Here is a 26,057-nt window from a genome sequence, read left to right on the forward strand (position 1 = left end):
ATCAGCCGTCTATATCGGAAAGACCTTCAATCCCCGGCAGGTTCTTCCCCTCCAGGAGTCTCAGGGAAGCCCCGCCCCCCGTGGAAATAAAGGTCATATTATCCGCCTCTCCGGCACGGTTGACCGCATCGGCCGTATCACCGCCGCCGATAATCGTCGTGGCAAAACAGTCCGCCACAGAGCGTGCAATATAGGTCGTTCCACGGCTGAAGGGATCGAGTTCATACATCCCCATGGGGCCGTTCCAGACGACCGTTTTCACCCCCTGCAGGGCGAGGGAAAAATAACGGCAGGTGGCCGGTCCGATATCAAGGCCGTACCAGTCGGAAGGGATCTCCTGGAAGGTCACCGTTTTGGTATTCGCTTTGGCATCAATCCGGTCGGCCACGACCACATCGATCGGGAGATAGAACATGACCTTCTTTTCCCGGGCCCTTCGCTGCACCTCCCGGGAGAGATCGATCATCTCCTCTTCGACAATCGATCTGCCCACCTCGTAACCGGCCGCTTTGAGGAAGGTAAACATCATCCCACCACCGACAAAGATTTTATCCACCCGGTCAATCAGGTTCCGGATCACCCCGATCTTCCCGGAAACCTTGGACCCCCCGAGAATTGCCGCAAAGGGCCGGACCGGATCGGAAATCACTTTCTCGAAATAGTCGATCTCCCGCTTCATGAGAAAACCGGCCACCGATACGGGGACAAAACGGGTGATCCCATAGGTCGAGGCATGCGCCCGATGCGCCGTACCGAAGGCATTGTTCACATAGATGTCAACCCCCTCCGCCAGCGCTCCGGCAAAGGCTTCGTCGTTCGCCTCCTCCCCGGGATAAAAACGGAGATTTTCCAGGAGGAGGACATCGCCGGGCTCCAGGGCATCAATCATCGAACGGGTCTTCTCCCCCACGCAATCGGGGGCGAATGCAACCTCCTTGTTCAGGAGCCTCCCCAGTCGCCGGGAAACGGGAGCCAGGGAAAACTCCTTCCGCACCTTTCCTTTGGGACGTCCCAGGTGGGAGGCCAGAACGACCTTCGCTCCATGGTCGATACAGTAGTTGATGGAGGAGAGGGTCGACCGGATGCGGCGATCATCGGAAATATTCCCGTCCTCATCCATGGGAACATTAAAATCAACCCGGATAAAAACCCGTTTTCCCTTCATCTGCACATCTTCAATCGTCTTCTTGTCCACTCTTCACTCCTCGAAAGAACCACCTGGATTCATGCAGTAATTCACATATCGTAATCGACCGAACAGTGGTTGTCAAGATACAAAGCCCTTCAAAACCGGCTCGCCGCAACGGACTGAGCCCGGCCGGCACGTATCGGATTTCGCTGCTCCATCGTTTCCAGGGCATCCCGGATCAGCTTGCAGTTCGGATACTCCCGAAGGTATTTTCTGCCCAGCCGGATCCCTTCGGCATCCGTCCCTTCCCGTTCCGCCAACATGACCAGGGCGATCTTGGCGGCCGGCACGGCATAGTGTCCCTGTTCAAGCGCCTGCCGGATCTCCGCCAGCCCCTCCTCGCGCCGGTCCCCGACAAAGGGGAGAAACCATAGATAGCGGGTCTTGACACTCCGATAATATTTATAGAGCCCCGTGGCGAAGGCAATATCGTGGATTCCCGGATCGAGTGCGGCAACCTTGTGGATCTGTGAAAGGGCGCGCATCCCGTGCAGGAAGGCTGAAAAGTATCGTCGGTGATTCAACTCATAAAGCCCCCGCACCCCGAGGGACCCTCCCAGCAGAAAATGATCCCAGGCATTTAAGTTCCCCCGCCGTTCCAGTTCCTTCATCCGAGCTTGATTCTTCGGAAATTCGGCGGCAAACTCCTCTTCCAGCCGGGCCTTCGGGGCCCCCTTCTCCAGGGATTGCACCATGAGACTGAGCAGCCGTCCCATGCTCGGAAGGAGGGAGCCGGGATCGTTCTTTTCCATCCGGTCAAAGAGTGCATCCGCCTCCCGGTAGCGCCGGTCCATGACCATCGACTCCGCCGTCAGGATGGTCCGATCCTGTTCCGGGGAGAGATAAGGAGCGGGGAAAGTCCCGCCGAAAGAGACGGAAGGGAATACGAGAAGCAGGAGGATAAGTACCCCGACCGACCGGCCGGACACTCTTCTCCAAGCCGCACATTTTCCGGCCGACTTATCCACATATTGTATATAAAATGTGGAAAAACACCATATATAGGAGAACCTCTTGAGGAAAAGTCGAACGATATTCAGGGGTTGGAGAAAGAAAAAACTTATCCACATATTGTATATGATTTGTTGAGAACCCTACATATAGTGTTTAAAAACGTTCATGACGATCCAGATATACCACTCCCCCATGGATATCTCCATCATCAATTTCAAGAAACCCAACGGAAAGGGACCGGCCGTCGCGCATATTCCCTGCCGTACCGGGATTAAAAAAGAGGATCCCGCCGATCCGCTCATTGCAGGGATGGTGGGTATGGCCGAAGACAACCACATCGGGCCGGACCTGCTGCAAACGCTCTTTCAACAACCGGGGGGGGTGCTTCGGGTTCCCGACCCGGTGGGTCACCAAAACCCTTTTCCCCTCCAGAGGCACCATACGAAAGCGGGGCAGAGGGTCCGGGGTAAAGGGGGGATCCATATTCCCTCGTACGGCTATGACTGGCGCGACCTTTTGCAACCGCATCAGCAGTTGCGGCGACTCGATGTCGCCGGCATGAAGGATCAGATCAACCCCGTCGAAGAGTGCCGGAATCGAGTCGGGGAGATTGTTGTGAGTATCCGATAAAACACCGATCCTCATCATGGCGGGCCCCTCTTTTTGAAAAAAACCTCAGTGTCCAAATACAACAGCCCCCACACCGATACCGAAATGAACGTCCGGTTTCACTACCAGCGTTCAGAGGTGATCATACTCCCGGAGGAGTACCGGATTGCCGGAAGAGCCGCCCATGGGCCTCGGCCACAACGGTACCGTCCGGATCTTCGGCATGGGCCTCGGCCAGGAGAATCCGGCGGTCCTCCCGAAGGATCCGGCCGACGATTTCGACCTCTTCTTCCGTGGACAGGGGTGCCGGAAACCGGACGGTGATCTCTCCCGTAACTGCGGGGAGCCCCAGTTCCCAGGCCAGTTTGACCATCGCCTCATCCAGGAGCAGGGCAAGCACACCGCCATGAATGATCCCCGCATATCCTTGATAGGCAGCGGAAAGACGATAGCGTGCCTTAATCGTCTTCGCCTTCCGATTTACCTCAAAAGACACCTGCAACCCCTGAGGATTCTCCCGGCCGCAGACAAAACATTTCCCGTCGGAAAGCAGTTTCATGAAGTTCTCATTCCTTTGCCGAAATCCGACAAAACAGATCTCACCTTGACATCACCTCGTGAACGTACTATAAATCGGTCTGTTTATTTCTGCAACCCATAAGGAATTCTCCGCATGCAAAATAATGAAACGTCCTTTTCTTCCCTCGATCTCCCGGAGCAGGTCCTCCAGGGAGTCGAGGCGGCCGGGTTTACCCATTGCACCCCGATTCAGGCCAAGGTTTTTCCCCTGGCGCTGGAAGGGAGGGATGTGGCCGCGAAGGCCCAGACGGGGACGGGCAAGACCGCTGCCTTCCTCATCACGATCCTGACCCGGCTCCTTCGGAGCAAGAATCAAAAACGGGCCGGTTCCTCGCCGCGGGCCTTCATCGTCGCCCCCACTCGGGAACTGGCCGTCCAGATTTATGAAGAAGCCAAACTGCTCGGGCAGGGGACCAGTTTTTCCATGCTGGCCGTTTACGGCGGCGTCGACTACCAGAAGCAGCGGGACCGGCTCAAACTCGGTGTCGACATTCTGGTGGGGACACCGGGCCGACTCATCGACTATTACAAACAACGGGTCTTCGACCTGAAGGGGGTGGAGATCGTTGTCGTTGACGAAGCCGACCGGATGTTTGACATGGGCTTCATCAAGGATCTCCGTTACATGATGCGTCGTCTCCCCCACTACACCAAACGGCAGTCAATGCTCTTTTCCGCCACCCTCTCCTACCGGGTGATGGAACTCGGCTACGAACACATGAACCTTCCCGTCCAACTCTCCGTTTCGGAAGAGAAAATCACCGCCGATAAGGTGGACCAGGTCCTCTATCATACGGGGATGGAGGAAAAGCCCCCTCTCCTGCTGGGACTCCTGAAACGGGAAGGGGGGAAAAGGGTCCTCCTCTTTGTCAACACCAAAGTCGTGGCCGACCGGGTCACCCGGCTCCTGAACGCCAACGGGTACAAGACCCGGGCCATCACGGGGGACATCCCCCAGACCAAGCGGCAGAAAATCCTTGAATCATTCAAGGCGGGAACCCTGCCGATTCTCGTCGCCACCGATGTGGCGTCGAGGGGACTTCATATCGAGGGAGTCACCCACGTTATTAACTATGACCTACCCCAGGACGCAGAGGACTATGTTCACCGGATCGGAAGAACGGCCCGTGCCGGCGCTTCGGGCAAGGCGATCAGCCTCGCCTGCGAACGGTATGTCTATTCATTGGAAGAGATTGAGGCCCTGATCGGGGGAAAAATCCCCACGCGAATGCCGGACGAAGAACTCCTGGTCAAGGAGTATCAGGCCGCCCCGCCCCGGAAACATCGCAGACCCTCCCCCACAAAAAGAGGAGCGAAATCTTCATATTCCAAAGGACGGTCCCGACAGAAAAGAGGACAACCGTCGAGGAGGCCGCACCAAGGCAGAAGCTCCTGATCTCCCCAGGAACGTCAACCACTCTCTTTTCATAACAACATAACGAGTATTATCTTCCGCATATATACGTCGTTACATCCTTCGGAAAAATTTCCTTCTTCTGTTGATCATTTGATACAATATTATGAGAGGAACGTTTCGATCCATTTCAGAAGGGAGTAAAAGAATGAAAGGTTTTTTTTTGGTAATGATGACAATCAGTCTTCTGATCGTCTGCCTGTTAGTGGTGAAAGACCTTTCCAGACAGGAGACGCAGGATGGAGGGAAAACACGAATCACTGCGATCGACCGTGCCGAAGAAGCGGCAAGCACAGTAAATCAAAGGACGGATGAAATAAACAAAAAACTGCAACAGGCCCTGGAAGAATAGCCGGAAAGCCAAGAGCCTGCCTTACCGGTTTGCAGTCATGCGGGAGACCTTCTCCCGGGTCAGCGCCCGTTTCAACCGAAGCTCGGCTCTTTGAAAACGGCTTTCGTCTTCCTCCCGCATTTCCCGGAGGCTCTTTTCCGCCCGCTCTTGCGAGGCATGGGCTCGAGCGACATCAATCTCGTCGGAACGCTCCGCCGTCTCGGCTAAGACAATAACATGGTCCTCATGGACTTCGATGAACCCTCCGCTCACAGCGTAATAGATCTCGCTTCCCTCCCGCCGGGTCGAAATGATCCCGATCTGCAGGGTACTGAGAAAGGGGACATGACCGGGAAGGACCCCGAACTCTCCCACGGAACCGGGAAGGGTCACTTCATCCACTTCCTCCGAGAAGGCAAGCCGTTCCGGAGTCACGATTTCAAAGAGAAGTTTGCCTGCCATAGTATAATCCTGTTCCCCTTTTATTCTGCCGTCGAGGTAGGAGCACTTTCCATCATCTTCGTATGATGTTGCTCTGTGTCTCAGGCTTTCCCCGTGCTTCCCCGTGGTTAATTGCTTTTGATTTTGCGTTGTGCCTCTGCCCCTTTGTGCCTTTGTATCTCTGTGCCTGATCCGCTTATGCCGTACCGGCGGCAATCTGCTCCGACTTTTCGGCTGCTTCCTCTATGGAACCGACCATATAGAAGGCCTGTTCCGGCAGATCGTCATGTTTTCCTTCGACGATCTCCTTGAAGCCCCGCACCGTGTCTTCCAGCTTGACGAACTTCCCGGGCATGCCGGTAAAAGTCTCGGCCACAAAGAACGGCTGAGAAAGGAAACGCTGCATCTTCCGGGCCCGGCTGACGACCAGTTTGTCCTCTTCGGAAAGTTCGTCCATTCCCAGGATAGCGATGATGTCCTGCAGGTCCTTGTATTTCTGCAGCACAAGCTGCACCTCACGTGCCACCTGATAGTGTTCTTCTCCGACGATCCTCGGATCAAGAATCCGGGAGGTCGAATCGAGGGGATCCACAGCCGGATAGATACCGAGTTCGGCAATCTGCCGGGAAAGAACGGTTGTGGCATCAAGGTGGGCGAAGGTCGTGGCCGGCGCCGGATCGGTCAGGTCGTCGGCAGGAACGTAAACAGCCTGGATCGAGGTGATCGAGCCTTTCTTGGTCGTCGCAATCCGCTCCTGAAGATCCCCCATCTCCGTTGCCAGGGTCGGCTGGTACCCCACGGCGGAGGGCATCCGACCCATCAGGGCGGACACTTCGGAACCCGCCTGGGTAAAACGGAACATATTGTCAATGAAGAGAAGCACATCCTGGCCTTCCTGGTCACGGAAGTATTCCGCGACGGTCAGGGCGGACAGTGCAACACGGAGACGGGCACCCGGAGGCTCGTTCATCTGCCCGTAGATAAGGGCCGTCTTGTCGAGAACGCCGGACTCTTTCATTTCAAGGTAAAGGTCGTTTCCTTCTCGGGTCCGCTCCCCCACACCGGCGAAGCAGGAGTACCCGCCGTGGGTCGTCGCCACGGCATGAATCAGCTCCATAATCAAGACGGTCTTCCCCACACCGGCACCACCGAAAAGGCCCGTCTTGCCTCCCTTCGAATAAGGCGCCAGCAGGTCGATCACCTTGATCCCCGTCTCAAAGATCTGGAGCGTCGGATCAAGAGTGTCAAAGGGGGGAGAAGGACGATGGATCGGCCACCGCTCCTCGCATTTGATCTTGCCCCGATTGTCAACCGGTTCCCCGATCACGTTCATAATCCGCCCCAGGGCGCCCTTGCCGACTGGAACGGAGATCGGATGTCCCGTATCCTTGACCACCATTCCCCGGATCAGGCCATCGGTCCCGTCCATGGCAATACAACGGACGGTACTCTCGCCCAAGTGCTGCTGCACCTCCAGGGTGATATTGATTTCCCCCGCTTCAATCTTCAGGGCATTCATGAGGGAGGGGACCTTCCCCACCTCAAACTCGACGTCCACCACGGCGCCCAGTACCTGTGTGATCTTTCCTTCGTTCATGAGACTGGTTCCCCTTTCCCGAATATTCACGGATCCTCTAAAATCTATTTGAGAGCTTCCGCCCCCCCCACGATTTCCGAAATTTCCTTGGTAATCTGGGCCTGCCGCGCCTTATTCATGGAGAGCGTCAACTGATGAATCAGGTCGGTGGCATTATTCGTCGCCGAATCCATGGCCGTCATCCGGGCACCCTGTTCACTCGCCTCGGACTCCAGCAGCGCCCGGAAAATCTGGGTCTCCACATACTGCGGCAGGATGCGGGCCAGGACCTCTTCCTCCGACGGCTCAAAAAGATAATCCACGGCATTCGTTTCTTCCGTCAGCTCCAGCGGTTGGATCGGAAGGAGTTGTTCCACGATCACTTTCTGTGAGATGGCCGACTTGAATTCGTTATAGACCAGATAGATGACATCCAGTTCCTCCCGGGCAAAGGGTTCAACAAGATCGTGAGCGATCTCTGAAGCCTTGCCGTAATCCATCTTCCCGGAAAGTTCCGTATAGACCTTTTCCATCGGGATTTCACGGTTCTTGAAGAAGCTCTGCCCCTTCTTGCCGATCACGGAGAGGGTCACCGGATTCCGTTTCTGCTGCTGTTCCTGCAGAAAATGAAGTGCCCGGCGGGAGAGATTTGAATTGAAGCCGCCGCAGAGCCCCCGATCGGAGGTCAGGACCAGGAGACCTACGCGATACTCCTCCCGCACATGAAGGAGAGGATGCGCCGCTCTACCGGTTCGTGCCGCCAAGCTCGAAAGGACGAGATGCATCTTCTGCGCATAGGGCCGCGCCGCCAGGACCGCATCCTGTGCCTTTTTCATCTTCGCAGCGGCCACCATCTTCATCGCCTTGGTGATCTGCTGGGTATTCTTAACGGAGGCAATCCGCTGCCGAATGTCACGTAAACTTGCCATGCGTTATCCTGTCTAAAAGTCTATGCCGAGAAACCGGCCTTTACATCTTCGATGATTTTTTTGATCTTGGCCTCCAAATCATCATCGATTTTCCCTTTTTCCCGGATATCTTTTCTGAGATCTCCGTGACTCTCTTCCAGCGACTTGTGGAGTTCCTGTTCAAATTTCAGAATCCGGTCCGTCGGAATGTCATCAAGATATCCCCGGGTCGCTGCAATAATACTGACAATCTGCAGATCGACCGGCATCGGAACATATTGCCCCTGTTTCAGAATTTCCACGGTCTTTTCCCCGCGGTTCAACTGCTGCTGTGTCGCCTTATCGAGATCGCTCCCGAACTGGGCGAAGGCCGCCAGTTCCCGGTACTGGGCCAGATCGAGACGGATCCGGCCGGCAACCTGCTTCATCGCCTTCACCTGCGCGGCACCGCCGACCCGGGAGACGGAGAGCCCCACGTTTACGGCGGGCCGGATTCCGGAATAGAAAAGGTTGGATTCAAGAAAGATCTGACCATCCGTAATGGAAATTACGTTCGTCGGGATATAGGCCGAAACATCATTGGCCTGGGTTTCGATGATGGGCAGCGCCGTCAGGGAACCGCCTCCCTTTTCGTCGCTCATCTTTGCGGCCCGCTCTAAAAGACGGGAATGGAGATAAAAGACATCCCCGGGATAGGCCTCACGTCCCGGCGGACGACGGAGCAGAAGCGAAACCTGCCGGTAGGCAACGGCCTGTTTGGAAAGATCATCGTAGAAGATGACGGCGTGGCGACCGGAATCACGATAATATTCCCCGATGGTACAACCCATGTAGGGGGCAATATACTGCAGCGGCGCCGGGTCACTGGCCGTCGCGGCCACAACGATGGTGTATTCCATGGCACCATGCTCTTCAAGACGTTCCACCACCTGGGCCACGGTGGAGCGTTTCTGGCCGATGGCGACATAGATGCAGAAGACATCGGTATTCTTCTGGTTGATGATCGTGTCGACGGCAATGGCCGTCTTGCCCGTCTGGCGGTCGCCGATGATCAGTTCCCGCTGTCCCCGCCCGATCGGAATCATCGAATCGATGGCCTTGATCCCCGTCTGAAGCGGCTCACTCACAGGCTGACGGTCGATAATGCCCGGCGCCTTGATCTCCATCTTCCGGGTCTCTTTGGCCTCGATCGGCCCCTTACCGTCAATCGGTTCCCCCAGGGCGTTGACCACCCGTCCGACCATGGCCTCCCCGACGGGGGCCTCCACGATCCGGCCGGTCCGTTTGACGATATCCCCTTCCTTGATCTGCGTGTCTCCGCCTAAGATCACGGCACCCACATTGTCCTGCTCGAGATTGAGAGCGATGCCCATGATCCCCCCGGGAAACTCCAGGTACTCACCGGACATGCAGTTTTCGAGACCGAAGATACGGGCGATCCCGTCCCCCACGCTGATTACGGTCCCGACCTCGGCGACATCGACGCCGGACTCAAACTCGGAGATCTGCTTCTTGATCAGTTCACTGATCTCAGCGGCCTTGATTTCCATATGCTACCCCTTTACAAGTTGTTCCTTTAACTTGATCATCGAAGACTTGATACTTCCGTCATAGACTACGCTTCCGATCCGGGTCACGGCCCCGCCGATCAATGCCGGGTCTTCTTTCACTTTCAGATAGATACGTTTCCCGGAAAGGGCCTCCAGTTTCGCCTGCAGGTTTTTCTTATCCTCTTCCTTCAAGGGCAAGGCCGTCGTAACTTCCGCCTTGGCCCGGTTGTGAATCTCATCGGCAAAACGGACATATTCCCGGTAGATCTCCCTGATTATGGGAAATCGGTCTTTCCCGATCAGAAGGCGCAAAAACCGCTTGAGAAGACCGCTGACCCGGATCTCGTCAACCACCATGTCAAGAAGCTTTCCTTTGTCTTCATTATTAAAGACCGGATTGAAAAAGAAGTTCTTCAACTTTCGATTTTCGACAACCGTCTTGACGATTGTACCGAATTCTTTTTCCACCTGATCGGCTATCCCTTCCTGCGTGGCAAGATCGATCAGTGCCTTGGCATACCTTCTGGAAACGACGCTGCTCACAAAGGTCTCCTATTTCAGCCCGGCGATATATTCATCCATGAACCGCCGATGGTCCCCGGGGGTCAGTTCCTGAACCAGTTTCTCTTCGGAGAGCTTCAGGGCCAGTTCGACGGCTTCCCGTTTTAAGGTCTCGCGGGCCTTCTTCATCTCCTGTTCAATCGACTCCTTCGCTTTCTCCTCCATCCGTTTTGCCTTCTCATGGGCCTCGGCGATCAAACGCTCCTTCAGCTTTTCCGCATTCTCTATCGCCTTCTTCCGGATATCGGCAAACTCTTCGTCCCGGTTGGCAAGGCGATCGGAAAGCTCCCGATACTTCGCTTCAGCCTCTTCCTTGCTCTTCTTCGCCTCTTCCAGGCTTTTCAGGATCGCCTCCCGCCGACCGGCAAAGAAGTCCCGCATCGGCTGGGCAAGAAACTTGTAAAGCAGAATTGCGAGGACGGCAAAATTGACCACCCGCCAGAACATTTCCATAGAGAGAATAGGAACTACCTTTTCCGCCCCCCCTTCGCCGGCAGCCCATAGAACGGACGCGGTCCCGACCATCATCAGACCTGCGATCAGGATTTTTGCTGCAACACGCATCTTCGGCATCTTCATCCAACGGCAAATCATGAGAGGGTCCTTCCCAATATCTTCGAAGAAATTTCCAGAGAGAGAGTCTTCACGGATTTTTCCAATTCAATTTTTGCAGCATCAACGCTCTTCTCCAGTTCCCCCATCCCCCGATCAATGATCTTTCCCACCTCCTTCTGCGCGGCGGAAAGGATTTCCTTCTCCCCGGCAAGAGCGGCGTCATATGCCTCGTTGAAGGCAACCTTGGCATCCCGCTTCGCCTCCTGAAGGGCACGGGCATATTCTTCGTTCAGCTTTTCCATATTTCGTACGGCACCGGCTGCATCACCGGCCGCACCCTCAATGATACCCTTCCGGTCGTCCAGGACCTTCAGTATGGGTCGATAAAGAAGAGAATTCAGGATCGCCATCAGGATCAGGATCAGGATAACGGCAGGAACAATCACATGAAGATTCAGTTCAATCACGTTCGATTCCTTTGTTCAGGATGATCTTCTGGGTTTGCATGATCGCCCGGTAACGCTGGTAAGGGGCCAAACTGAAAAAAGCTTTGGGACATTAGCATATTCTAAAATGGATTGTCAAGGGCATTTAACGAAAAAAACAATACCGCTGATTTGGCAAGCTAAACAACACGGAAACAATAAATTTCATCTTTCGTTTTTCGCAACCTTTACCTTTCTGAAGTTACTAACTCAGACGACAGATGCGTTTTTTGCTGAACCGTTCTTCTTGACAGGGAAGGAAATCGGTAGCTTGACGGAATCGCGCCCTTTTCGGAGGGTACGGAATTAATCATCCTCAAGAAAAAAGCCCTCGATACGATCGTCCGGAAATACCCCGAAATCGGCATCAAAATTATCCGGAAAATCAGCCGCGTGGTCTCGATCCGGGCACGAACCTCCGGAGACCGTCTTACAAAAATATTTTAAGTTTCAAGATGTTCGGAAAAAGCAAAAAAAAGTTGACAGCGCAATCCGAATTTGATAAAAAACCATTCATATATTAGAATTTGTGAAAATTTGTTTGTCCTCATCCGTTACTTATAATCAAACCGGTTCGTTACGTCAAAGATATTCGAGCAGGCAGTAAGGAGAAAAGATATGTACGATTCGGGTAAGGTTCTCTTGGGAATTATTATCTTTCTGGTCATGGTAACTTTTCCGCTTTACTACAACATCGGAAGAGCCGATATCAAACCGGAGCCCGACCTGAACACCCTCGCCATACGGAAAATGGCGGTCAAACAGTGCATCGAAAAAACCCCGTACATGCGATCCAACCATATGAAGCTTCTGAAAGGTTGGATGGATGGCTTTCTCAAGGACGGAACCATGGAGTACAAGGCCGGTAACGGCAAAACATACGAAACCTCTTTCGACACCTGCATGGAATGTCATGCAAGCCGGAAAAAGTTCTGTGACACCTGCCACAGCTATGCCGGGGTACAGCCATACTGCTGGAAATGCCATTCCCTGGATGACGAGGGGTGAACCGGGTTATCCTTTCACTCTTTCGGCAGTTCCGGCTGACGACTTCACATCAATTCTTCGAATCCGTTCGGGGGTGTCGTAGTGAATCGGCATTCACGTAATAACGATCGTCGCCCCGGATCGAAACCCGGTTGACAATCCTTTCCTGATTCAATAGAATCAATTCCGTCTCGTAAACCGTTATGAAAATCCGTGTAGACGGCAGACCGGCTGGTTGGATGGAAAAGATTCTCCCGCACTTCAATACAAAGACAAGAATCCGAAAGATAAATATATGAAAATTCTGGTGACCGGTTCAGGCGGCAGGGAACATGCTCTGGTCTGGAAAATCGCTCAGAGCCCGAAGGTTGAGAAGATCTACTGTGCGCCGGGGAACGGCGGGATCGAGGCTCTGGCGGAATGCGTTCCGATCGGGGCGGAAGAGATTGATCAACTCCTCGCTTTCGCCCGGAAAAAGGAAATCGATCTGACCGTAACCGGCCCGGAAGCACCGCTCACTCACGGGATCGTCAATCGCTTTGAGGAGGCCGGGCTTCCCATCTTCGGCCCCCGGAAAGAGGCGGCGATCCTGGAAGGAAGCAAAAAGTTCACGAAGGACTTCCTGAAACGTCATCACATCCCGACGGCGGCCTACGCATGTTTTCAGGATGCACAAGCCGCCATCGACTACATTCATCAACAGGGCATCCCGATCGTGGTCAAGGCAGACGGCCTGGCCGCAGGCAAGGGGGTCTTCGTCGCGCAGAACGAAGAGGAGGCAATCGCCGCCGTCCGGACGGTGATGGAAGACAAAAAATTCGGCGATGCCGGAGAAACCCTCGTGGTGGAGGAGTGTCTCGTCGGGGAGGAGGCCTCTTTCATGGTCTTCTCCGACGGGAAGACGGTCGTCCCCATGGTCTCTTCCCAGGACCACAAACAGATCTTTGACGGAGATACCGGACCGAACACGGGTGGTATGGGCGCCTATTCCCCGGCACCGGTGATCCAGGGCCGGACCTCGGAGATCATGGAAAACATCATGATCCCCACGATCCGGGGAATGGAAGAAGAAGGTCGTCCCTTCCGGGGTGTCCTTTACGCGGGCCTGATGATGACCGATACCGGCCCCCAGGTCCTGGAATTTAACGTTCGCTTCGGAGATCCCGAGGCACAACCGATCCTCTTTCGCCTGAAGACGGACCTGATCGAGATCATGGAAGCAATCGGGAAAAAACGGCTCCATGAATGCCGGATCGAGTGGAGCAACGATTCCACCGCATGTGTTGTCCTGGCCTCGGACGGCTATCCCGGCACCTACGAAAAGGGAAAGGTGATTACCGGCCTGTCCGATCTTCCGGACTCCTCCGACCTTTTTGTCTTCCATGCCGGGACCGAAAGAGCGGGAGAACGGATTCTGACCGCAGGCGGCCGGGTTCTCAGCGTAACAGCCTCGGGGCAGGACCTCCCTGCGGCGCTGGGCCGTGCCTACGACACCGTCCACCGAATTGATTTTCCAGGGAAATATTTCCGTACCGACATCGGCCGGAAAGGACTGGACCGGCAAACCGATTGAAAGGAAACTAATGACCCAGCCACTGGTCGCCATTGTCATGGGGAGTGATTCGGACCTCCCGGTTGTGAAAGAAACCATCTCCATCCTGAAGGCCTTTGAGGTTCCCTGCGAGGTGCGGGTCATTTCCGCCCACCGCACACCGGATCTTGCCACCGATTTTGCCGGGAAGGCCGCCGGTCGGGGAATTCAGGTCATTATCGCAGCAGCCGGCGGTGCGGCCCATCTTGCCGGAGTCCTGGCGGCAGGCACTCTGCTTCCCGTGATCGGCGTCCCTATCCCCTCCTCTTCCCTGCAAGGGCTGGATGCCCTGCTTTCCACGGTCCAGATGCCGGGCGGAGTCCCGGTGGCTACCATGGGAATCGGGAACGGCGGGGCAAAGAACGCCGGTCTGCTGGCCATTCGTATTCTTGCCCTGGAAAACGGAGATCTACGCGAAGCATTGAAGGAATACCGGGCGACACAGCATAAAAAGGTGGAAGAAGCCGACCAACGTGTAAGGGACCTGGGATGAAGGGCGGACTGCTGCTCTCTTTTCTTTTCCTGCTCCTCTTTCCGGTTACCGCCTCCGGCGCAGATGCGGTGGTTTCAGGAGAGGAGGCGCTCCTTTCCCCGGATCGTATCCAACAACTCCTGAAACAGAATGAAGTTCCCCTCTCCCTGCAGGCCTGTCTGCAACTTGCCCTGAAGAACAACCTGGAAATCGCCATTGAACGCATTAACCCGGCCATGAGCCGGCAACGGGTCGAGCAGGCAAAATCAGACTTTGATCCGGTTGTTTCTCTGACTTTATCGAAGGACCGATCCGTCCGGCAGGTCGGCTCCGCCCTGGCCCTTCCTTCTCAAAATGAACGGGAAGATCTCAAAATGGATGCCGGGATTTCCGGGAAGTGGGTCACCGGAACGGAAACGGAACTGCATTTTACCAGTAACCGCAACATAACCAACTCCATCTTTGCCGGCCTTAACCCCTCCTACTCCTCGGAATTGATCCTCTCCCTGACGCAGCCGCTGCTGAAGGACTTCGGGATCTCCGCCAACACAACCGCTCTCCGGATCGCCTCGAACAATGAGACGATCTCCCAATACCGGTTCGCCGATCAGGTCATGCGGATTCTTTACAATGTGGAATCGGCCTATTGGGAACTGGTCTATGCAAAAGATGCCCTGCAGGTCGCTGAGAAATCGTTGAAACGATCGGAAGATTTCCTGAAATTAACGGAAGGGAAGGTGAACGTCGGGCTGCTCCCCAAGGTGGAGGTCCTGTATGCCGAAGCGGAACAAGCCGCCCGGAAGGAGGGAGTCATCTCCGCCCGGGACAGACTGCAGGATGACGAGGATCTGCTCCGCAGACTTCTGAACCTTTCAGACATGGAAAACTACTGGGAAATTCATCTGGTGCCCACCGATTCGCCCCGGATCGAACCGGTCAAATCCAATCTGACGAGAGAACTGCAGGAGGGTCTGAAACACCGTCCGGACCTGAATCAGGCCCGGATGGACCTGGAGAACCGGAAGATCCGGTTTCGCTATACCCGGAATCAACTCCTCCCCAGAGTTGACCTGATCGGCTCCCTCGGTCTCAGCGGGCTGGCCGGCAAAGCACTGCCGCAGCAGGATTTTCAGGACCCGACAAAGACCGTCCTCAGCCCCTTCAACGGCAACTACAACGATTCTCTGAAAGAATTGGAAAGCGGCGGCAACTACTCTTACTCCCTCGGGATTCAGGTCACCTACCCCCTGGGAAACCGGGAGGCCAAAAGCAAAATGGTCCTGGCCCGGTTGAAAAAACGGCAGGCCCTTTTCGGCCTCAGGGATCTGGAAAACCGGGTGATACAGGAGATACGGGAGGCCTACCGGCAGATCCGGACAAACCGGAAAAGGATCGCCGCAACGGAAGCGGCACGGAAGCTCGCCGGGGAACGGCTCAAAAGCGAAACCCGCCGCTTCAAATTAGGGATGGCCACCAGTCATGATGTTCTGGAAGATCAGGAGAAATTCGCCCTCGCCCAACGCAATGAACTCCAGGCTCGAATCGATTACCGAACCTCCCGTGTCAACCTCGAACGGGTCAAGGGAACGCTGCTTGCGTACAAGGGGATCATCCTGGAGCCGGGCGGCTCACGATGACAGACGTCTTCCTTCCCGGTTGAAGAGTGCGTTTCGCAGAAGGCCGATACGGTGGAGACGAAACAGGATCCCGGTCTTCAGGACGCCCAGACCATAGGTGACGCTCCGGGAGAAATTGATCGATGAGGCCTCTTCAAAATATTTTGTGGGACAGGTAATCTCGGCAATCGAATAGCCGAAATAGATGATCTGGGCCAGCATCTGATTATCGAAAACAAAATCGTCGGAATTCTCCGCCAGGGGAAGGGTCTCCAAAACCTCACGGGAGAAGGCCCGGTAGCCGGTATGATATTCCGAGAGCTTGTGGGAGACCAGGAGATTCTCTACCGCCGTCAGGAAACGGTTGCTCATGTATTTGTAGAGCGGCATCCCCCCCCGGAGCGCACCAACGCCCAGGATGCGTGATCCCAGGACGACATCATAAAGCCCCTCGGCAATCAGGGAAGACATGGCCGTGATCAGCTTGGGGGTATACTGGTAATCGGGATGAAGCATTACCACGATATCCGCACCCAACTTCAGCGCCTCGGTGTAGCAGGTCTTCTGGTTTCCCCCGTAACCGAGGTTCGCGTGATGCTGAAAGGTCCGGATCCCCAGACGCTTCGCCACCTCCAGGGTCCGGTCCGAACTCTTGTCGTCCACCAGGAGGACTTCATCCACAATATCGTGGGGGATCTCATCATAGGTCGCCTCCAATGTCTTTTCAGCGTTATAGGCCGGCAGGACCACGACAATTTTTTTATGATTCAGCAAGGTCGCCTCCTTTCAGTGATTGATACACAAAAACTAAGTGGTCGCGTTCATGGCTGTACTTCATGGTTGTGTTCCTTGATTCAAGATTGATGGTGTCGTAAAAAGTCACGAAGCCCTTCGACCCTTCGGCCGGCTCAGGACAGGCCCGCTCAGGGCGAACGGTGTAAGTTATTGATATTCCGTTCGTGTGGTTCGGCCGACTCACCATGCTCGGTAGCCTGTCGAACCATGAACGGAATCCGGAAAATGACTTTTTACGACTTCATCAAGATTATTCATGGCCGAGATTTTCCCGGCACCTTATTCCACGATCGCTCCTACGAGATCATAGGTATGGGCGTCGGTGATCCGGACATCATAGAACTCTCCCACCTCGGCATTCCCCTCGTTGATCAGTACCTGCCCGTCGATCTCCGGCGCCTGTCCATAGTATCGGCCGGCAAGGAGCAGATCGGTCTCGGAAGAATGTCCTTCCACGAGGACTTCGAGAGTCCGGCCGATCCGTTCCTCATTCCGTTCTCCGGAGATCCCCGCCTGTATCTCCATCAGGATTCCCCGGCGCTCTTTTCGCACTTCCGGCGGGACCGGGTCGGGGAGCAATGCCGCGGAAGTTCCTTCTTCCCGGGAATATTCAAAGACCCCTACATGATGGAAGCGAACCTCCCGGACAAAATCGCAGAGAGTATGAAAATCCCCTTCTCCCTCGCCGGGAAATCCGACGATCAGGCTGGTTCGCAGAACCACGTCGGGAAGGATCTCCCGCACCTTCCCGATCCGACGGTACAAATCCTCCGCCGTTACCTTCCGGTGCATCTTCTTGAGGATCGGGTCGCTGATGTGCTGAACCGGCAGATCGAGATAGGGCAGAACCTTCTTCTCCGAGGCAACGAACCCGATCAGTTCATCCGAGAGATGGTCGGGGTGGAGATACATGAGACGGATCCACCGCACTCCCTCGATGCCGGAAAGTTCCTGCAGCAGGACCGGCAAAGCATTCGGTTCACCCCGGTCGGACCCGAACCGGGTGATGTCCTGACCGATCACGATCAGTTCCCGCACCCCCTGATCGACCAACCCCTTCGCCTCTTCGATCAATTCCGAGCGATCCCGGCTCCGGTGGGGTCCCCGGATCAAGGGAATCGTGCAGTAACTGCACCGATGGCTGCACCCCTCGGAGATCTTCAGGTAGGCGGTATAAAAAGGGGTCAGGAGGGTCCGTGCAACGGGAGCATGATCCGGCTCCTCCGTCATACCGCTTCCCTCTTCGTGTAGAATCCGGTCGATCCCGGCCACAATCCGACTTTCCTCGGAAAGAGTCAGAAAGGCATCGACCTCGGGGATCTCCTTTTCCAGTTCCGCCCGGTACCGCTCCGCCAGGCAGCCGGTCACAATCACCCCCTCAAGATCCCCCGCCTCTTTCCGGCGGCAGTATTCAAGGATCGTGTCGATCGACTCCTCCCGGGCGGATTCAATAAAACCGCAGGTGTTGATCAGGATCAGATCCGCTTCACGCTCATCTCCCGTCAGTCTATAGCCGGCTTTGCGCAGACGGCCCGCCATCTCCTCACTGTCAACCAGATTTTTCGGGCAGCCCAGAGAGATCAGGCCGATTTTTTTTACACTCATGGCTGCTCGATCACCATCACACCATCGGGGACCTTGAACCGGAAAAAGGAATCAGCCAGCCCCTGGTTGATCTTCACGTTCCGAAAGTAGAGTTCCGTGACATTGCCGTAGAGGTCGTATTGATCAATCCGGCCGACATGAAAATCCTTCTTGTCGACGAAGAGGAGGATCCGGGCCAGTCCCACGGCCTTCGAATCCCTGGGCGTCAGTTGCAGGATATCCCGGGTCGACCGGTCAAAAGCGGGGTCTTTGTTGAATGAGATGGAATAATCCTTTTCGGCGGACTTCAACCCTTCAAAAAAAACCAGGGGAGAACGGACGCCCCCCTTCCCCGAGAGTTTCACCTTCCGGGCCTGGCGGATCTCCGGAGAATACTGGATCACCTCGTCACCGTCGATAAAATACTGATCCTTCGAGGGGCTGGAATAATCCCAACGCATCTTCCTTTTGCGCTTGAGGTAGACACGTCCCTCGGAACGCTGATCTTCCGGATAAGAAAGGATCCGCGCCACCTGAACAAAGTCGGCCTGAAAATCCTTGAGCGACCGGTAATGGGCTTCGACCCCGGCAATTACGGAAGAGAGTAACTTTCCTGCATTCCCCTCGGCAGCAACAACCCTGGGGAGGACAACGGTCCACAACAGGATGAAGAGGAAAACCCGACAGCCTGTCTTTGAGAATCCCTTCAAAACCCGTTTCATTAACGAACTCCTTTTCCCCGGCTATAAACGAATGATCTCATCTTCCATTCAATTAAAATCCTTGCCGACAAGAACATCCCGGGGCCGGGCCCCGTCGGCGGGACCGACCACTCCTTCCCGTTCCATCCGCTCGATCATCCGGGCCGCCCGGTTGTAGCCGACGCGGAGCCTCCGCTGAAGCATGGAGATCGAGGCCTGCCGGCTTTCGATCACCAGGTTGACGGCCGAATCGTAAAATTCATCATAAGGCTCTTCCTCCTCCTTCTCACCCCCGGAACGAAGTTCCGCGTTGAGGACCTCCTCGTCATATTCCGGTTTCCCCTGCCGTTTCACGAACTCCACCACCCGGCTGATATCGTCATCGGAGAGAAATGAACCGTGCAGCCGGATCAACTGCGATGAGGCCGGCGGGAGAAAGAGCATGTCCCCCTTGCCGAGGAGATGTTCTGAACCGACGGTGTCGAGAATGGTCCGGGCATCATACTTCGAGGAAACCTGGAAAGAGATCCGGGCGGGAAAGTTGGCCTTGATCACCCCGGTAATGACATCCGTTGAAGGACGCTGTGTCGCCATGATCAGGTGAATTCCCGCCGCCCGGGCCATCTGGGAAAGACGGGTAATCGCCTCCTCCACATCCCGGCCGGCGACCATCATCAGGTCGGCCAGTTCATCAATCACGATCACCAGGTAGGGCAGACGCATCGGTTTTTCCCCGGCATCCTCTGCTTCGTCCGTGTTGAGGGAGAGGGTCGACTTCTTCTTGGACCACTCTTTGATCTCCTTGTCGATGGCCCGATTAAAACCGATAATATTCCGTACCCCCTTCTCCGACAGGAGCTGATAGCGCCGTTCCATCTCTTTCACCGCCCAGAAGAGTGCCCCCGCCGCCTTCCGGGAATCGGTTACCACCGGAGCGATGAGGTGGGGGATCCCATCGTAGATTGAAAGCTCGAGCATCTTGGGATCGACCATAATCAGCCGGACCTCCTCCGGCTTGGCATTAAAAAGAATGCTCAGGATCATCGAGTTAACGGCCACCGACTTGCCCGAGCCGGTCGCCCCGGCCACTAAAAGGTGGGGCATCCGGGCCAGGTCGTAGTGAAAGGGGTCCCCGAAAATGTTTTTGCCCATGGCGAGATTGAGGAGGCTCTTCGTTTTCCGATAAGACTCGCTGGTGAGGATATCTTTCATGTAGACATCCTCCCGATTGTTGTTGGGGATCTCAATTCCGACGGCGGGCTTTCCCGGCAGGGGCGCCACGATCCGGACCCGTATGGCCCGCATGGCCATGGCAAGGTCGTCGGCCAGATTCACGATCTTGCTCACCTTGATCCCCGGCGCAGGCTGATATTCGTACATGGTGACCACCGGCCCGGGATGGACCTCCGTCACCTGTCCATGGACCCCGAAATCGGCCAGCTTCTTTTCGAGAATCTCGGAATTCATCAGCAGCTCGTCCCGGCTCGCCTTCTTCTCCGGCTCGGGAGGATCGGCAAGGAGGGTGACCGGAGGAAGTCGATAAACCCCGTCGGTGGCATGAAAGTCAAGCTCCTCCTGGAAGGCCTCTACCCCCTTCTTGGGTTCCTTTTTTTTCGCGACCTTCGGTTTCGGCCGGTGGTTTTTGATCTCGATCTTTTTCTTCAAGACCTGGGTTTTCTGTTCCTTCTCTTTTTTGTAGAGATATTGGGTCTTCCCCTTTTCATAGAGGATCTTGAGGGTCTCTCCCCCCTTCACGGCCAGGGTCAAAAGAGAGAGGCCGGTGGTAATCATCAGTGAAATCAAAAAGAGCGTCATTAGGATCAGATAGGTCCCGGTCTTGGCGAAAAGATGCAGCATCCCCTTCGACAGAATCGTACCGATCCACCCCCCTGCTCTGTAGAGGGTCTGCGAAAAAAAAGAGATCGAGGAGAAATGAAGACCGAGGAGGGTGGCAAGGGAAAGAACCAGGATTACGCCGCCTGTAAGGTGGAGAAGAATCTTCTGCCGCGTCCATTCCATGCTTCGGATGAGAGAAGCGGCAAAGAGGAGCATAAAAAGGGGAATCAGAAAAGCCGCCCCGCCGATAAGATTAAAAAAGAGGTCGGAGAGGTAGGAACCGACCAAACCGCCGTAATTTTGGATCTCGCCATTTCCGGGAGTACTGAAGGAAGGATCAAAATTGTGATAGGTCAGAAGGCTGATGAGGAGAAAGACCGATGCCACCGTGCAGACGATCCCCAACCCCTCCCGAACCTTCGGGTGGTTCCGCCAGTCCTTCAGGGGTCTTCCCTCTTTTTTTGAGCCATTCTTCACCAGGCGTCTTCCTCAGACAATCCAGAAAAAGGTGATCGCCGCAACCCCCCAGCAATAGAGGGCAAACCCCGTCAGTCCCCTGCGTACAAGAAGCGCCATCAGGATCCGTATCGCCAGCCATCCGCTGACGGCGGCCGTCATGAACCCGACGAAAAAGGCCGCTCCGGAGCCGCCTACCGTATGTCCGAGAATATCTTTTCCTTCCAGTACCACGGCACCCAGAATCGCCGGAATCGACAGGAGGAAGGAAAACCGCGCGGCCGCACGAGCCTCGATCCTTCGATAGAGTCCGGTGGCGATGGTGGAGCCTGACCGGGAGATCCCCGGGATCACCGAGATCCCCTGCACCACTCCGATCAGGATGGCGTCCTTCACTCCGATCCCGGAAAGGGGTCGATCCGCCCTTTTCACCCGGTCGGCGGTAAAAAGGAGGAGCCCCGTCACGGCCAGCGTCCAGACCACCGTCTCAGGGGATGAGAAGAGACGCTCAAAAACATCCTTGAAAAGAACGCCGATCACCCCCGTCGGGACCGTCCCCAGCAGAATCAGCAGCCCCACCCTTCGCCATTTGGAGTCCCCTTTCCCCAAAGAGGCGGACAGAATCTTCCGGAGGTCCGCCCCGAAATAGATAAAAACCGCAAGAAGGGTCCCCAAGTGCAGAACCACATCAAAGGCAAGATTCGGATCTGTAAAATGGAGCAGGTGCTGCACGATCACCAGGTGCCCGGAACTGCTCACCGGAAGAAACTCCGTCAGTCCTTGCACCAGTCCGAGAATAGCCGCATTGAGGAGCGTCATGTCAATCTCCTGATTATCAAAAGGGCCTGAACCCTCATTGCTGCAAAATTGGAGGAATCGACTCGCCGGCCATCAATTCCTCCACCGTCTCCCGCTTCCGGACGATATGGTATTGCCCCCCTGAAACGAGGACCTCCGGCACGCGGGGCCGCGTATTGTAGTTCGAGGACATGACGAAACCGTATCCCCCGACGGACATGACAGCCATGAGGTCGCCCTGCTCATAGGGCTGAATCTCCCGATCCTGTGCGAGGAAATCCCCGGACTCGCAGATCGGGCCGACCACATCGGCGGTAATGTTTTCCGTAATCTTTCGTTCCACCGCCTGGAGCCGGTGATAGGCCTGATACAGGCTCGGCCGGGCCAGATCGTTCATCCCGGCATCGACGATGATGAACTTCCGGCCGAGATTCTCCTTGGTATAACGAACCCGGGTCACCAGAATCCCGGCATTGCCGACAATCACCCGGCCCGGCTCAAAGATCATCGTACAGTCCAGCTCCTGCGTATGCCGGATCAACGCCCGGCCGTACTCCGTGGGATGGGGCGGCTCCTCTTCGTCGTAACTGATCCCGAGCCCCCCGCCCAGATCGAAGTAGCGGATCGCGATCCCCTCGGCCTTCAGCGCCCCGATCAACCCCTTTACCCTCTCCACGGCGGCGAGAAAAGGGGCCATCTCCGTCAGTTGGGAACCGATATGACAATCAACGCCGATCGGCTCCACATGGTCAAGCTCCACCGCCAGCCGATAGGCCGAACCCGCCTCTTCGATGGGAATACCGAACTTGTTCCGTTTCAATCCCGTCGAGATGTAGGGGTGGGTTTTCGGATCGACATCGGGATTCACCCGGAAAGCAACGGGCGCCGTCTTGCCCATCGATCCGGCAACCCGGTCAATCTCACGCAACTCCGGAAGGGATTCGACATTGAAGAGGAGGATCCCCGCCTCAAGGGCCGCCCGGATCTCCTCCGTCCCCTTACCGACACCGGAAAAAACAACCTTGCCCGGATCTCCTCCGGCCCGGAGAACCCGGATCAATTCCCCGCCGGAGACAATATCGAAACCGCTCCCTAACCGGGCAAAAAGAGCAAGGACCGCCAGGTTGGAATTCGCCTTCACGGAATAACAGATCCGATGCGGCGTCCCCTTGAGTGCCTTTTCAAAGGCCAGATAGTGCCGCTCCAGGGTGGCCGTACTGTATAGATAGAACGGGGTGCCGACCGCCTCTGCGATCTCGCGGACCGGGACATCCTCACAATAGAACTGATCCCCCCGATACTTGAAATGATGCATGAAATCCCTTTTGAATTTGATTCAACACCGGCTTTTTTCGAAGCCGGTTTCTTTATTGTGCAACCACAGTCACCTTGCGCGAAGGCGCGCTTTCATTCGGTTCCGGGGCATGGTCAAAGGCCGTGACCGAATATTCATAACGTACCCCGGCGCTTACCGAAGAATCGGTGAAGGCCGTCCCCGGGGTTTTCACTTCTCCGATAAAGCGGGCATTCTTCTCTTTTTTCGTCCGCCGATAAACCCGGTAACCGGCCAGGTCCGTTTCTTTGTTTTCCTCCCAGAAGAGCCTGACCCGCCCCGGACCCGCGATCGCCTCTATCCCTATAGGGGACGCCGGGGCCTTCCGGTCCAGGGGAATGACCGAAACCTCGGGCGAAGACACACTTTCGATCCAGGGTGGCCCCCCGGCGGCAATGCTCCGTACGGCATAATGATAGGTCGTTCCGTTCCGCAGTCCCCCCTCTTCAAAGTGGGGCTTCCCGAGGGGAACGGCATTCACCGGATGAAGCGGAAAGGCGGCCTTCCCGCTTCGCCGGTAAACAAGGTAGCGTACACTCTCACCCGGCGGCGATTTCCATTGCAGGGTCGCCGTCCGATCCCCCGGCACCGCCGTCAGAGAAGACGGTGGCGGAGGAGACGGCTCCCAGAGAACAACCTCTTCCTCCGATTCCGCCCCGGCAAACCCCTTGCGGCTTACCGGAACCACGAGATAGCTGTAGAGCTTTCCCATCCACACTGGATCGATATCAAGTTTCAGTTGCAGGCGACCATCCACGATCTCCGAAGACACCGGATCGACAAAAGCCAGGTCGTGAAAACGGCGGCAGTTGCATCCCCGCTGCCGGTCCGCCAGAAGATCCTCGTAGAAGAGCCGGTATCCACTGATCTCTTCCCGATGCTTCCCGTCCGGCGCCGGCCAGGTAAAAAGGACCGTCTTGCCCCGGATGATGACCTCAAACCCGCCCACCGCCTTTGGGAGTTCAAGATCGGGAGAGACAAGAGGGGTCTTTACACCACAGGCCGTCCAGAGCAGTCCGAGGAGAAGAAAAACCCCGACCCGACATCCTGCCATCCTAACCACTCCGGCCGCGGCGGGGAGAAGGGGAAACCTTACGCCGGATCGCCGCAATCCGTTTTTTGACCCGGGCCGGTGCCGTTCCACCGGGAATGTCCCGGGAGGCAACGGACGCCTTCGGCGTAAGCACACCATAGATGTCCTTTTCAATGGAGGGGTGAAAGCTCTGCATCTCCTGCAGGGAGAGGGATTCAAGCCCCCGACCCGCGTCCATACAGAACCGGACGATTTTCCCCGTCACTTCATGAGCCGTGCGAAAGGGAAGTCCCTTCCGGACCAGGTAATCCGCCAGATCGGTGGCCGTGGAAAACCCCTTCGTTGCACACGACTCCATCCTCTCCCGCCGGATGGTCAGACTCTTGATCATCCCGGCGAATACCGTGAGCGACCCAACGACGGTATCGACGGTATCAAAGAGGGGCTCCTTGTCCTCCTGGAGATCCCGGTTATACGTGAGGGGCAGCCCCTTCAGGTTCGTCAGCATCGCCATGAGGTGGCCGTAAACCCGGCCCGTCTTTCCCCGGACCAGTTCCGGCACATCGGGATTCTTTTTCTGAGGCATGATACTGCTCCCCGTGGCGTAGTCGTCCCCCATCTCGACGAAAGAGAAGGGCTCACTCGACCAGAGGATCAGCTCTTCGCTGAAACGGGAAAGATGCATCATGATCAGGGAGGCCGCTGTGAAGAATTCGACCAGGTAATCCCGGTCGCTCACGGCATCCATACTGTTCTCCGTAACCCCCTCGAAACCGAGCTGATCGGCCACAAACTCCCGGTCGATCGGGAAAGGGGTCCCGGCAAGGGCCCCGGATCCAAGGGGGAGGCGGTTGACCCGCTTCGCGCATTCGGTCAGGCGCTCCCGATCCCGGAGGAACATCTCACAGTAGGCCAGAAGATGATGGGCGAACAACACCGGCTGGGCGATCTGAAGATGAGTAAAACCCGGCATGATCACCCCCTCCCCGGCCTTCGCCTTCTCTATGAGAATGAGGATCAGACCCCGGATGAGATCATCAATCCCCCCGATGGCATCCCGGAGAAAGAGGCGGGTATCGAGGGCCACCTGGTCGTTCCGGCTCCGGGCCGTGTGGAGCCTGCCGCCCACGTCACCGATCTTCTCAATGAGCCGCCCTTCGATATTCATGTGGATATCTTCCAGCTCAGGACGGAAGGGAAAGGTCCCCCCCTCAATCTCCCGGGCGATGGAACGAAGCCCCTGCAGGATCTTCTTTGCATCCGCGGAGGGGATAATCTTCTGCCGGGCCAGCATCCGGCAGTGGGCCATGCTCCCTTCAATATCGTAGGGGGCCAGCCGTTTGTCGTAATGGACCGACGCGGTAAAGGCCTCCACGCCCTTATCCATTGCTTTCGTAAAGCGCCCGCCCCAAGGTTTCTTCTTCAAAGATCACTCCTTTACGGATCATCAAAGGGGGTCTATCTATTTGAAAGTATTGACAAACAGATCTATCACATCTTGGCCGGACATCTTATCAACCGGCCGATTCGATGTCAAGGAGGGAATCATACCCATCCGTCAACCGTCATGGTTTCTTCAAAGGGCTCTGAAGGAAGATGTAACAGGCGGGCAGATCCACCTGAATGGATGTCTAACCGGAAAATCGACAGTCGGCGTGGATTCGCGGCGGTCAAAGTTTTCGCCGCAGACAAGGCAACCCGGC

At 55.9% G+C, this 26,057-nt stretch carries 25 protein-coding genes; 6 read left to right on the plus strand and 19 right to left on the minus strand.

Annotated elements, in window-relative coordinates:
* Nucleotide 1 precedes the first annotated feature (1 nt).
* From GXP58_03960 to GXP58_03975, 4 genes are all read right to left on the minus strand, one after another.
* Nucleotides 2-1,195, minus strand: a complete 1,194-nt coding sequence (locus GXP58_03960) for a phosphoglycerate kinase (protein NOY52756.1) — start codon at nt 1,193-1,195, stop codon at nt 2-4.
* Nucleotides 1,196-1,284: 89 nt separating this feature from the next.
* Nucleotides 1,285-2,118 carry a flagellar biosynthesis anti-sigma factor FlgM gene (locus GXP58_03965; GenBank protein NOY52757.1) on the minus strand — a complete coding sequence of 278 codons (834 nt, stop codon included), beginning with the start codon at nt 2,116-2,118 and terminating at the stop codon, nt 1,285-1,287.
* A gap of 178 nt (nt 2,119-2,296) precedes the next feature.
* Nucleotides 2,297-2,791, minus strand: a complete 495-nt coding sequence (locus GXP58_03970) for a metallophosphoesterase family protein (GenBank protein ID NOY52758.1) — start codon at nt 2,789-2,791, stop codon at nt 2,297-2,299.
* Nucleotides 2,792-2,894: 103 nt separating this feature from the next.
* Complete coding sequence (locus GXP58_03975; protein NOY52759.1) at nt 2,895-3,311, minus strand: PaaI family thioesterase; 417 nt, start codon at nt 3,309-3,311, stop codon at nt 2,895-2,897.
* A gap of 114 nt (nt 3,312-3,425) precedes the next feature.
* On the opposite strand from GXP58_03975, the gene GXP58_03980 reads away from it, so the two are divergent.
* Together GXP58_03980 and GXP58_03985 are read left to right on the plus strand one after the other, a co-directional pair.
* Nucleotides 3,426-4,727, plus strand: coding sequence for a DEAD/DEAH box helicase (locus GXP58_03980; GenBank protein NOY52760.1), 1,302 nt, complete (start codon nt 3,426-3,428; stop codon nt 4,725-4,727).
* A 166-nt stretch (nt 4,728-4,893) separates the two neighbouring features.
* Entirely contained in the window at nt 4,894-5,097 is a 204-nt protein-coding gene (locus GXP58_03985) for a hypothetical protein (protein ID NOY52761.1), read from the plus strand.
* Nucleotides 5,098-5,118: 21 nt separating this feature from the next.
* Here the strand turns inward: GXP58_03985 and GXP58_03990 are convergent, their stop codons facing one another.
* From GXP58_03990 to atpF (GXP58_04020), 7 genes are all read right to left on the minus strand, one after another.
* Complete coding sequence (locus GXP58_03990) at nt 5,119-5,538, minus strand: F0F1 ATP synthase subunit epsilon (GenBank protein ID NOY52762.1); 420 nt, start codon at nt 5,536-5,538, stop codon at nt 5,119-5,121.
* Between the two features lie 175 nt (nt 5,539-5,713).
* Nucleotides 5,714-7,114 (minus strand): F0F1 ATP synthase subunit beta, encoded by a 1,401-nt coding sequence (gene atpD, locus GXP58_03995; protein NOY52763.1) that lies wholly within the window; start codon nt 7,112-7,114, stop codon nt 5,714-5,716.
* A 44-nt stretch (nt 7,115-7,158) separates the two neighbouring features.
* Nucleotides 7,159-8,022 (minus strand): ATP synthase F1 subunit gamma, encoded by an 864-nt coding sequence (gene atpG / locus GXP58_04000; GenBank protein NOY52764.1) that lies wholly within the window; start codon nt 8,020-8,022, stop codon nt 7,159-7,161.
* 20 nt (nt 8,023-8,042) lie between these two features.
* Entirely contained in the window at nt 8,043-9,551 is a 1,509-nt protein-coding gene (locus tag GXP58_04005) for a F0F1 ATP synthase subunit alpha (GenBank protein ID NOY52765.1), read from the minus strand.
* Between the two features lie 3 nt (nt 9,552-9,554).
* Nucleotides 9,555-10,094 carry an ATP synthase F1 subunit delta gene (gene atpH / locus GXP58_04010; GenBank protein ID NOY52766.1) on the minus strand — a complete coding sequence of 180 codons (540 nt, stop codon included), beginning with the start codon at nt 10,092-10,094 and terminating at the stop codon, nt 9,555-9,557.
* Between the two features lie 9 nt (nt 10,095-10,103).
* Entirely contained in the window at nt 10,104-10,706 is a 603-nt protein-coding gene (gene atpF / locus GXP58_04015) for a F0F1 ATP synthase subunit B (protein ID NOY52767.1), read from the minus strand.
* A complete protein-coding gene (gene atpF, locus GXP58_04020) occupies nt 10,703-11,134 on the minus strand; it encodes a F0F1 ATP synthase subunit B (protein ID NOY52768.1) in 432 nt (143 codons plus the stop codon). Before atpF (GXP58_04020) ends, atpF (GXP58_04015) begins: the two co-directional genes overlap by 4 nt.
* Nucleotides 11,135-11,770: 636 nt before the next feature.
* On the opposite strand from atpF (GXP58_04020), the gene GXP58_04025 reads away from it, so the two are divergent.
* From GXP58_04025 to GXP58_04040, 4 genes are all read left to right on the plus strand, one after another.
* Complete coding sequence (locus tag GXP58_04025; protein NOY52769.1) at nt 11,771-12,160, plus strand: menaquinol oxidoreductase; 390 nt, start codon at nt 11,771-11,773, stop codon at nt 12,158-12,160.
* Between the two features lie 274 nt (nt 12,161-12,434).
* Nucleotides 12,435-13,712, plus strand: a complete 1,278-nt coding sequence (gene purD / locus GXP58_04030; protein ID NOY52770.1) for a phosphoribosylamine--glycine ligase — start codon at nt 12,435-12,437, stop codon at nt 13,710-13,712.
* A 10-nt stretch (nt 13,713-13,722) separates the two neighbouring features.
* Nucleotides 13,723-14,223 carry a 5-(carboxyamino)imidazole ribonucleotide mutase gene (purE, locus tag GXP58_04035; GenBank protein ID NOY52771.1) on the plus strand — a complete coding sequence of 167 codons (501 nt, stop codon included), beginning with the start codon at nt 13,723-13,725 and terminating at the stop codon, nt 14,221-14,223.
* On the plus strand, nt 14,220-15,839 hold the full coding sequence (locus tag GXP58_04040) for a TolC family protein (GenBank protein NOY52772.1): 1,620 nt from the start codon (nt 14,220-14,222) through the stop codon (nt 15,837-15,839). Before purE ends, GXP58_04040 begins: the two co-directional genes overlap by 4 nt.
* Here the strand turns inward: GXP58_04040 and GXP58_04045 are convergent.
* From GXP58_04045 to argH, 8 genes are all read right to left on the minus strand, one after another.
* On the minus strand, nt 15,831-16,592 hold the full coding sequence (locus tag GXP58_04045; GenBank protein ID NOY52773.1) for a glycosyltransferase family 2 protein: 762 nt from the start codon (nt 16,590-16,592) through the stop codon (nt 15,831-15,833). The two genes, GXP58_04040 and GXP58_04045, sit on opposite strands and share 9 nt — an antisense overlap.
* 300 nt (nt 16,593-16,892) lie before the next feature.
* Complete coding sequence (gene rimO, locus GXP58_04050) at nt 16,893-18,218, minus strand: 30S ribosomal protein S12 methylthiotransferase RimO (GenBank protein ID NOY52774.1); 1,326 nt, start codon at nt 18,216-18,218, stop codon at nt 16,893-16,895.
* The gene (locus GXP58_04055) at nt 18,215-18,919 is read right to left on the minus strand and encodes an outer membrane lipoprotein carrier protein LolA (protein NOY52775.1); all 705 of its coding nucleotides are present in this window, start codon (nt 18,917-18,919) and stop codon (nt 18,215-18,217) included. Before GXP58_04055 ends, rimO begins: the two co-directional genes overlap by 4 nt.
* A 48-nt stretch (nt 18,920-18,967) precedes the next feature.
* A complete protein-coding gene (locus GXP58_04060; GenBank protein NOY52776.1) occupies nt 18,968-21,178 on the minus strand; it encodes a DNA translocase FtsK in 2,211 nt (736 codons plus the stop codon).
* 45 nt (nt 21,179-21,223) lie between these two features.
* Nucleotides 21,224-22,009 (minus strand): undecaprenyl-diphosphatase UppP, encoded by a 786-nt coding sequence (gene uppP / locus GXP58_04065; GenBank protein NOY52777.1) that lies wholly within the window; start codon nt 22,007-22,009, stop codon nt 21,224-21,226.
* Between the two features lie 34 nt (nt 22,010-22,043).
* Nucleotides 22,044-23,303 carry a diaminopimelate decarboxylase gene (lysA, locus tag GXP58_04070; protein NOY52778.1) on the minus strand — a complete coding sequence of 420 codons (1,260 nt, stop codon included), beginning with the start codon at nt 23,301-23,303 and terminating at the stop codon, nt 22,044-22,046.
* Nucleotides 23,304-23,355: 52 nt separating this feature from the next.
* Entirely contained in the window at nt 23,356-24,375 is a 1,020-nt protein-coding gene (locus GXP58_04075; protein ID NOY52779.1) for a fibronectin type III domain-containing protein, read from the minus strand.
* A gap of 1 nt (nt 24,376) precedes the next feature.
* Nucleotides 24,377-25,741, minus strand: a complete 1,365-nt coding sequence (argH, locus tag GXP58_04080) for an argininosuccinate lyase (GenBank protein NOY52780.1) — start codon at nt 25,739-25,741, stop codon at nt 24,377-24,379.
* Nucleotides 25,742-26,057: the final 316 nt, after the last annotated feature.

The sequence above is a fragment of the Deltaproteobacteria bacterium genome (assembly GCA_013151235.1).
GTDB lineage: Bacteria > CG2-30-53-67 > CG2-30-53-67 > CG2-30-53-67 > CG2-30-53-67 > JAADIO01.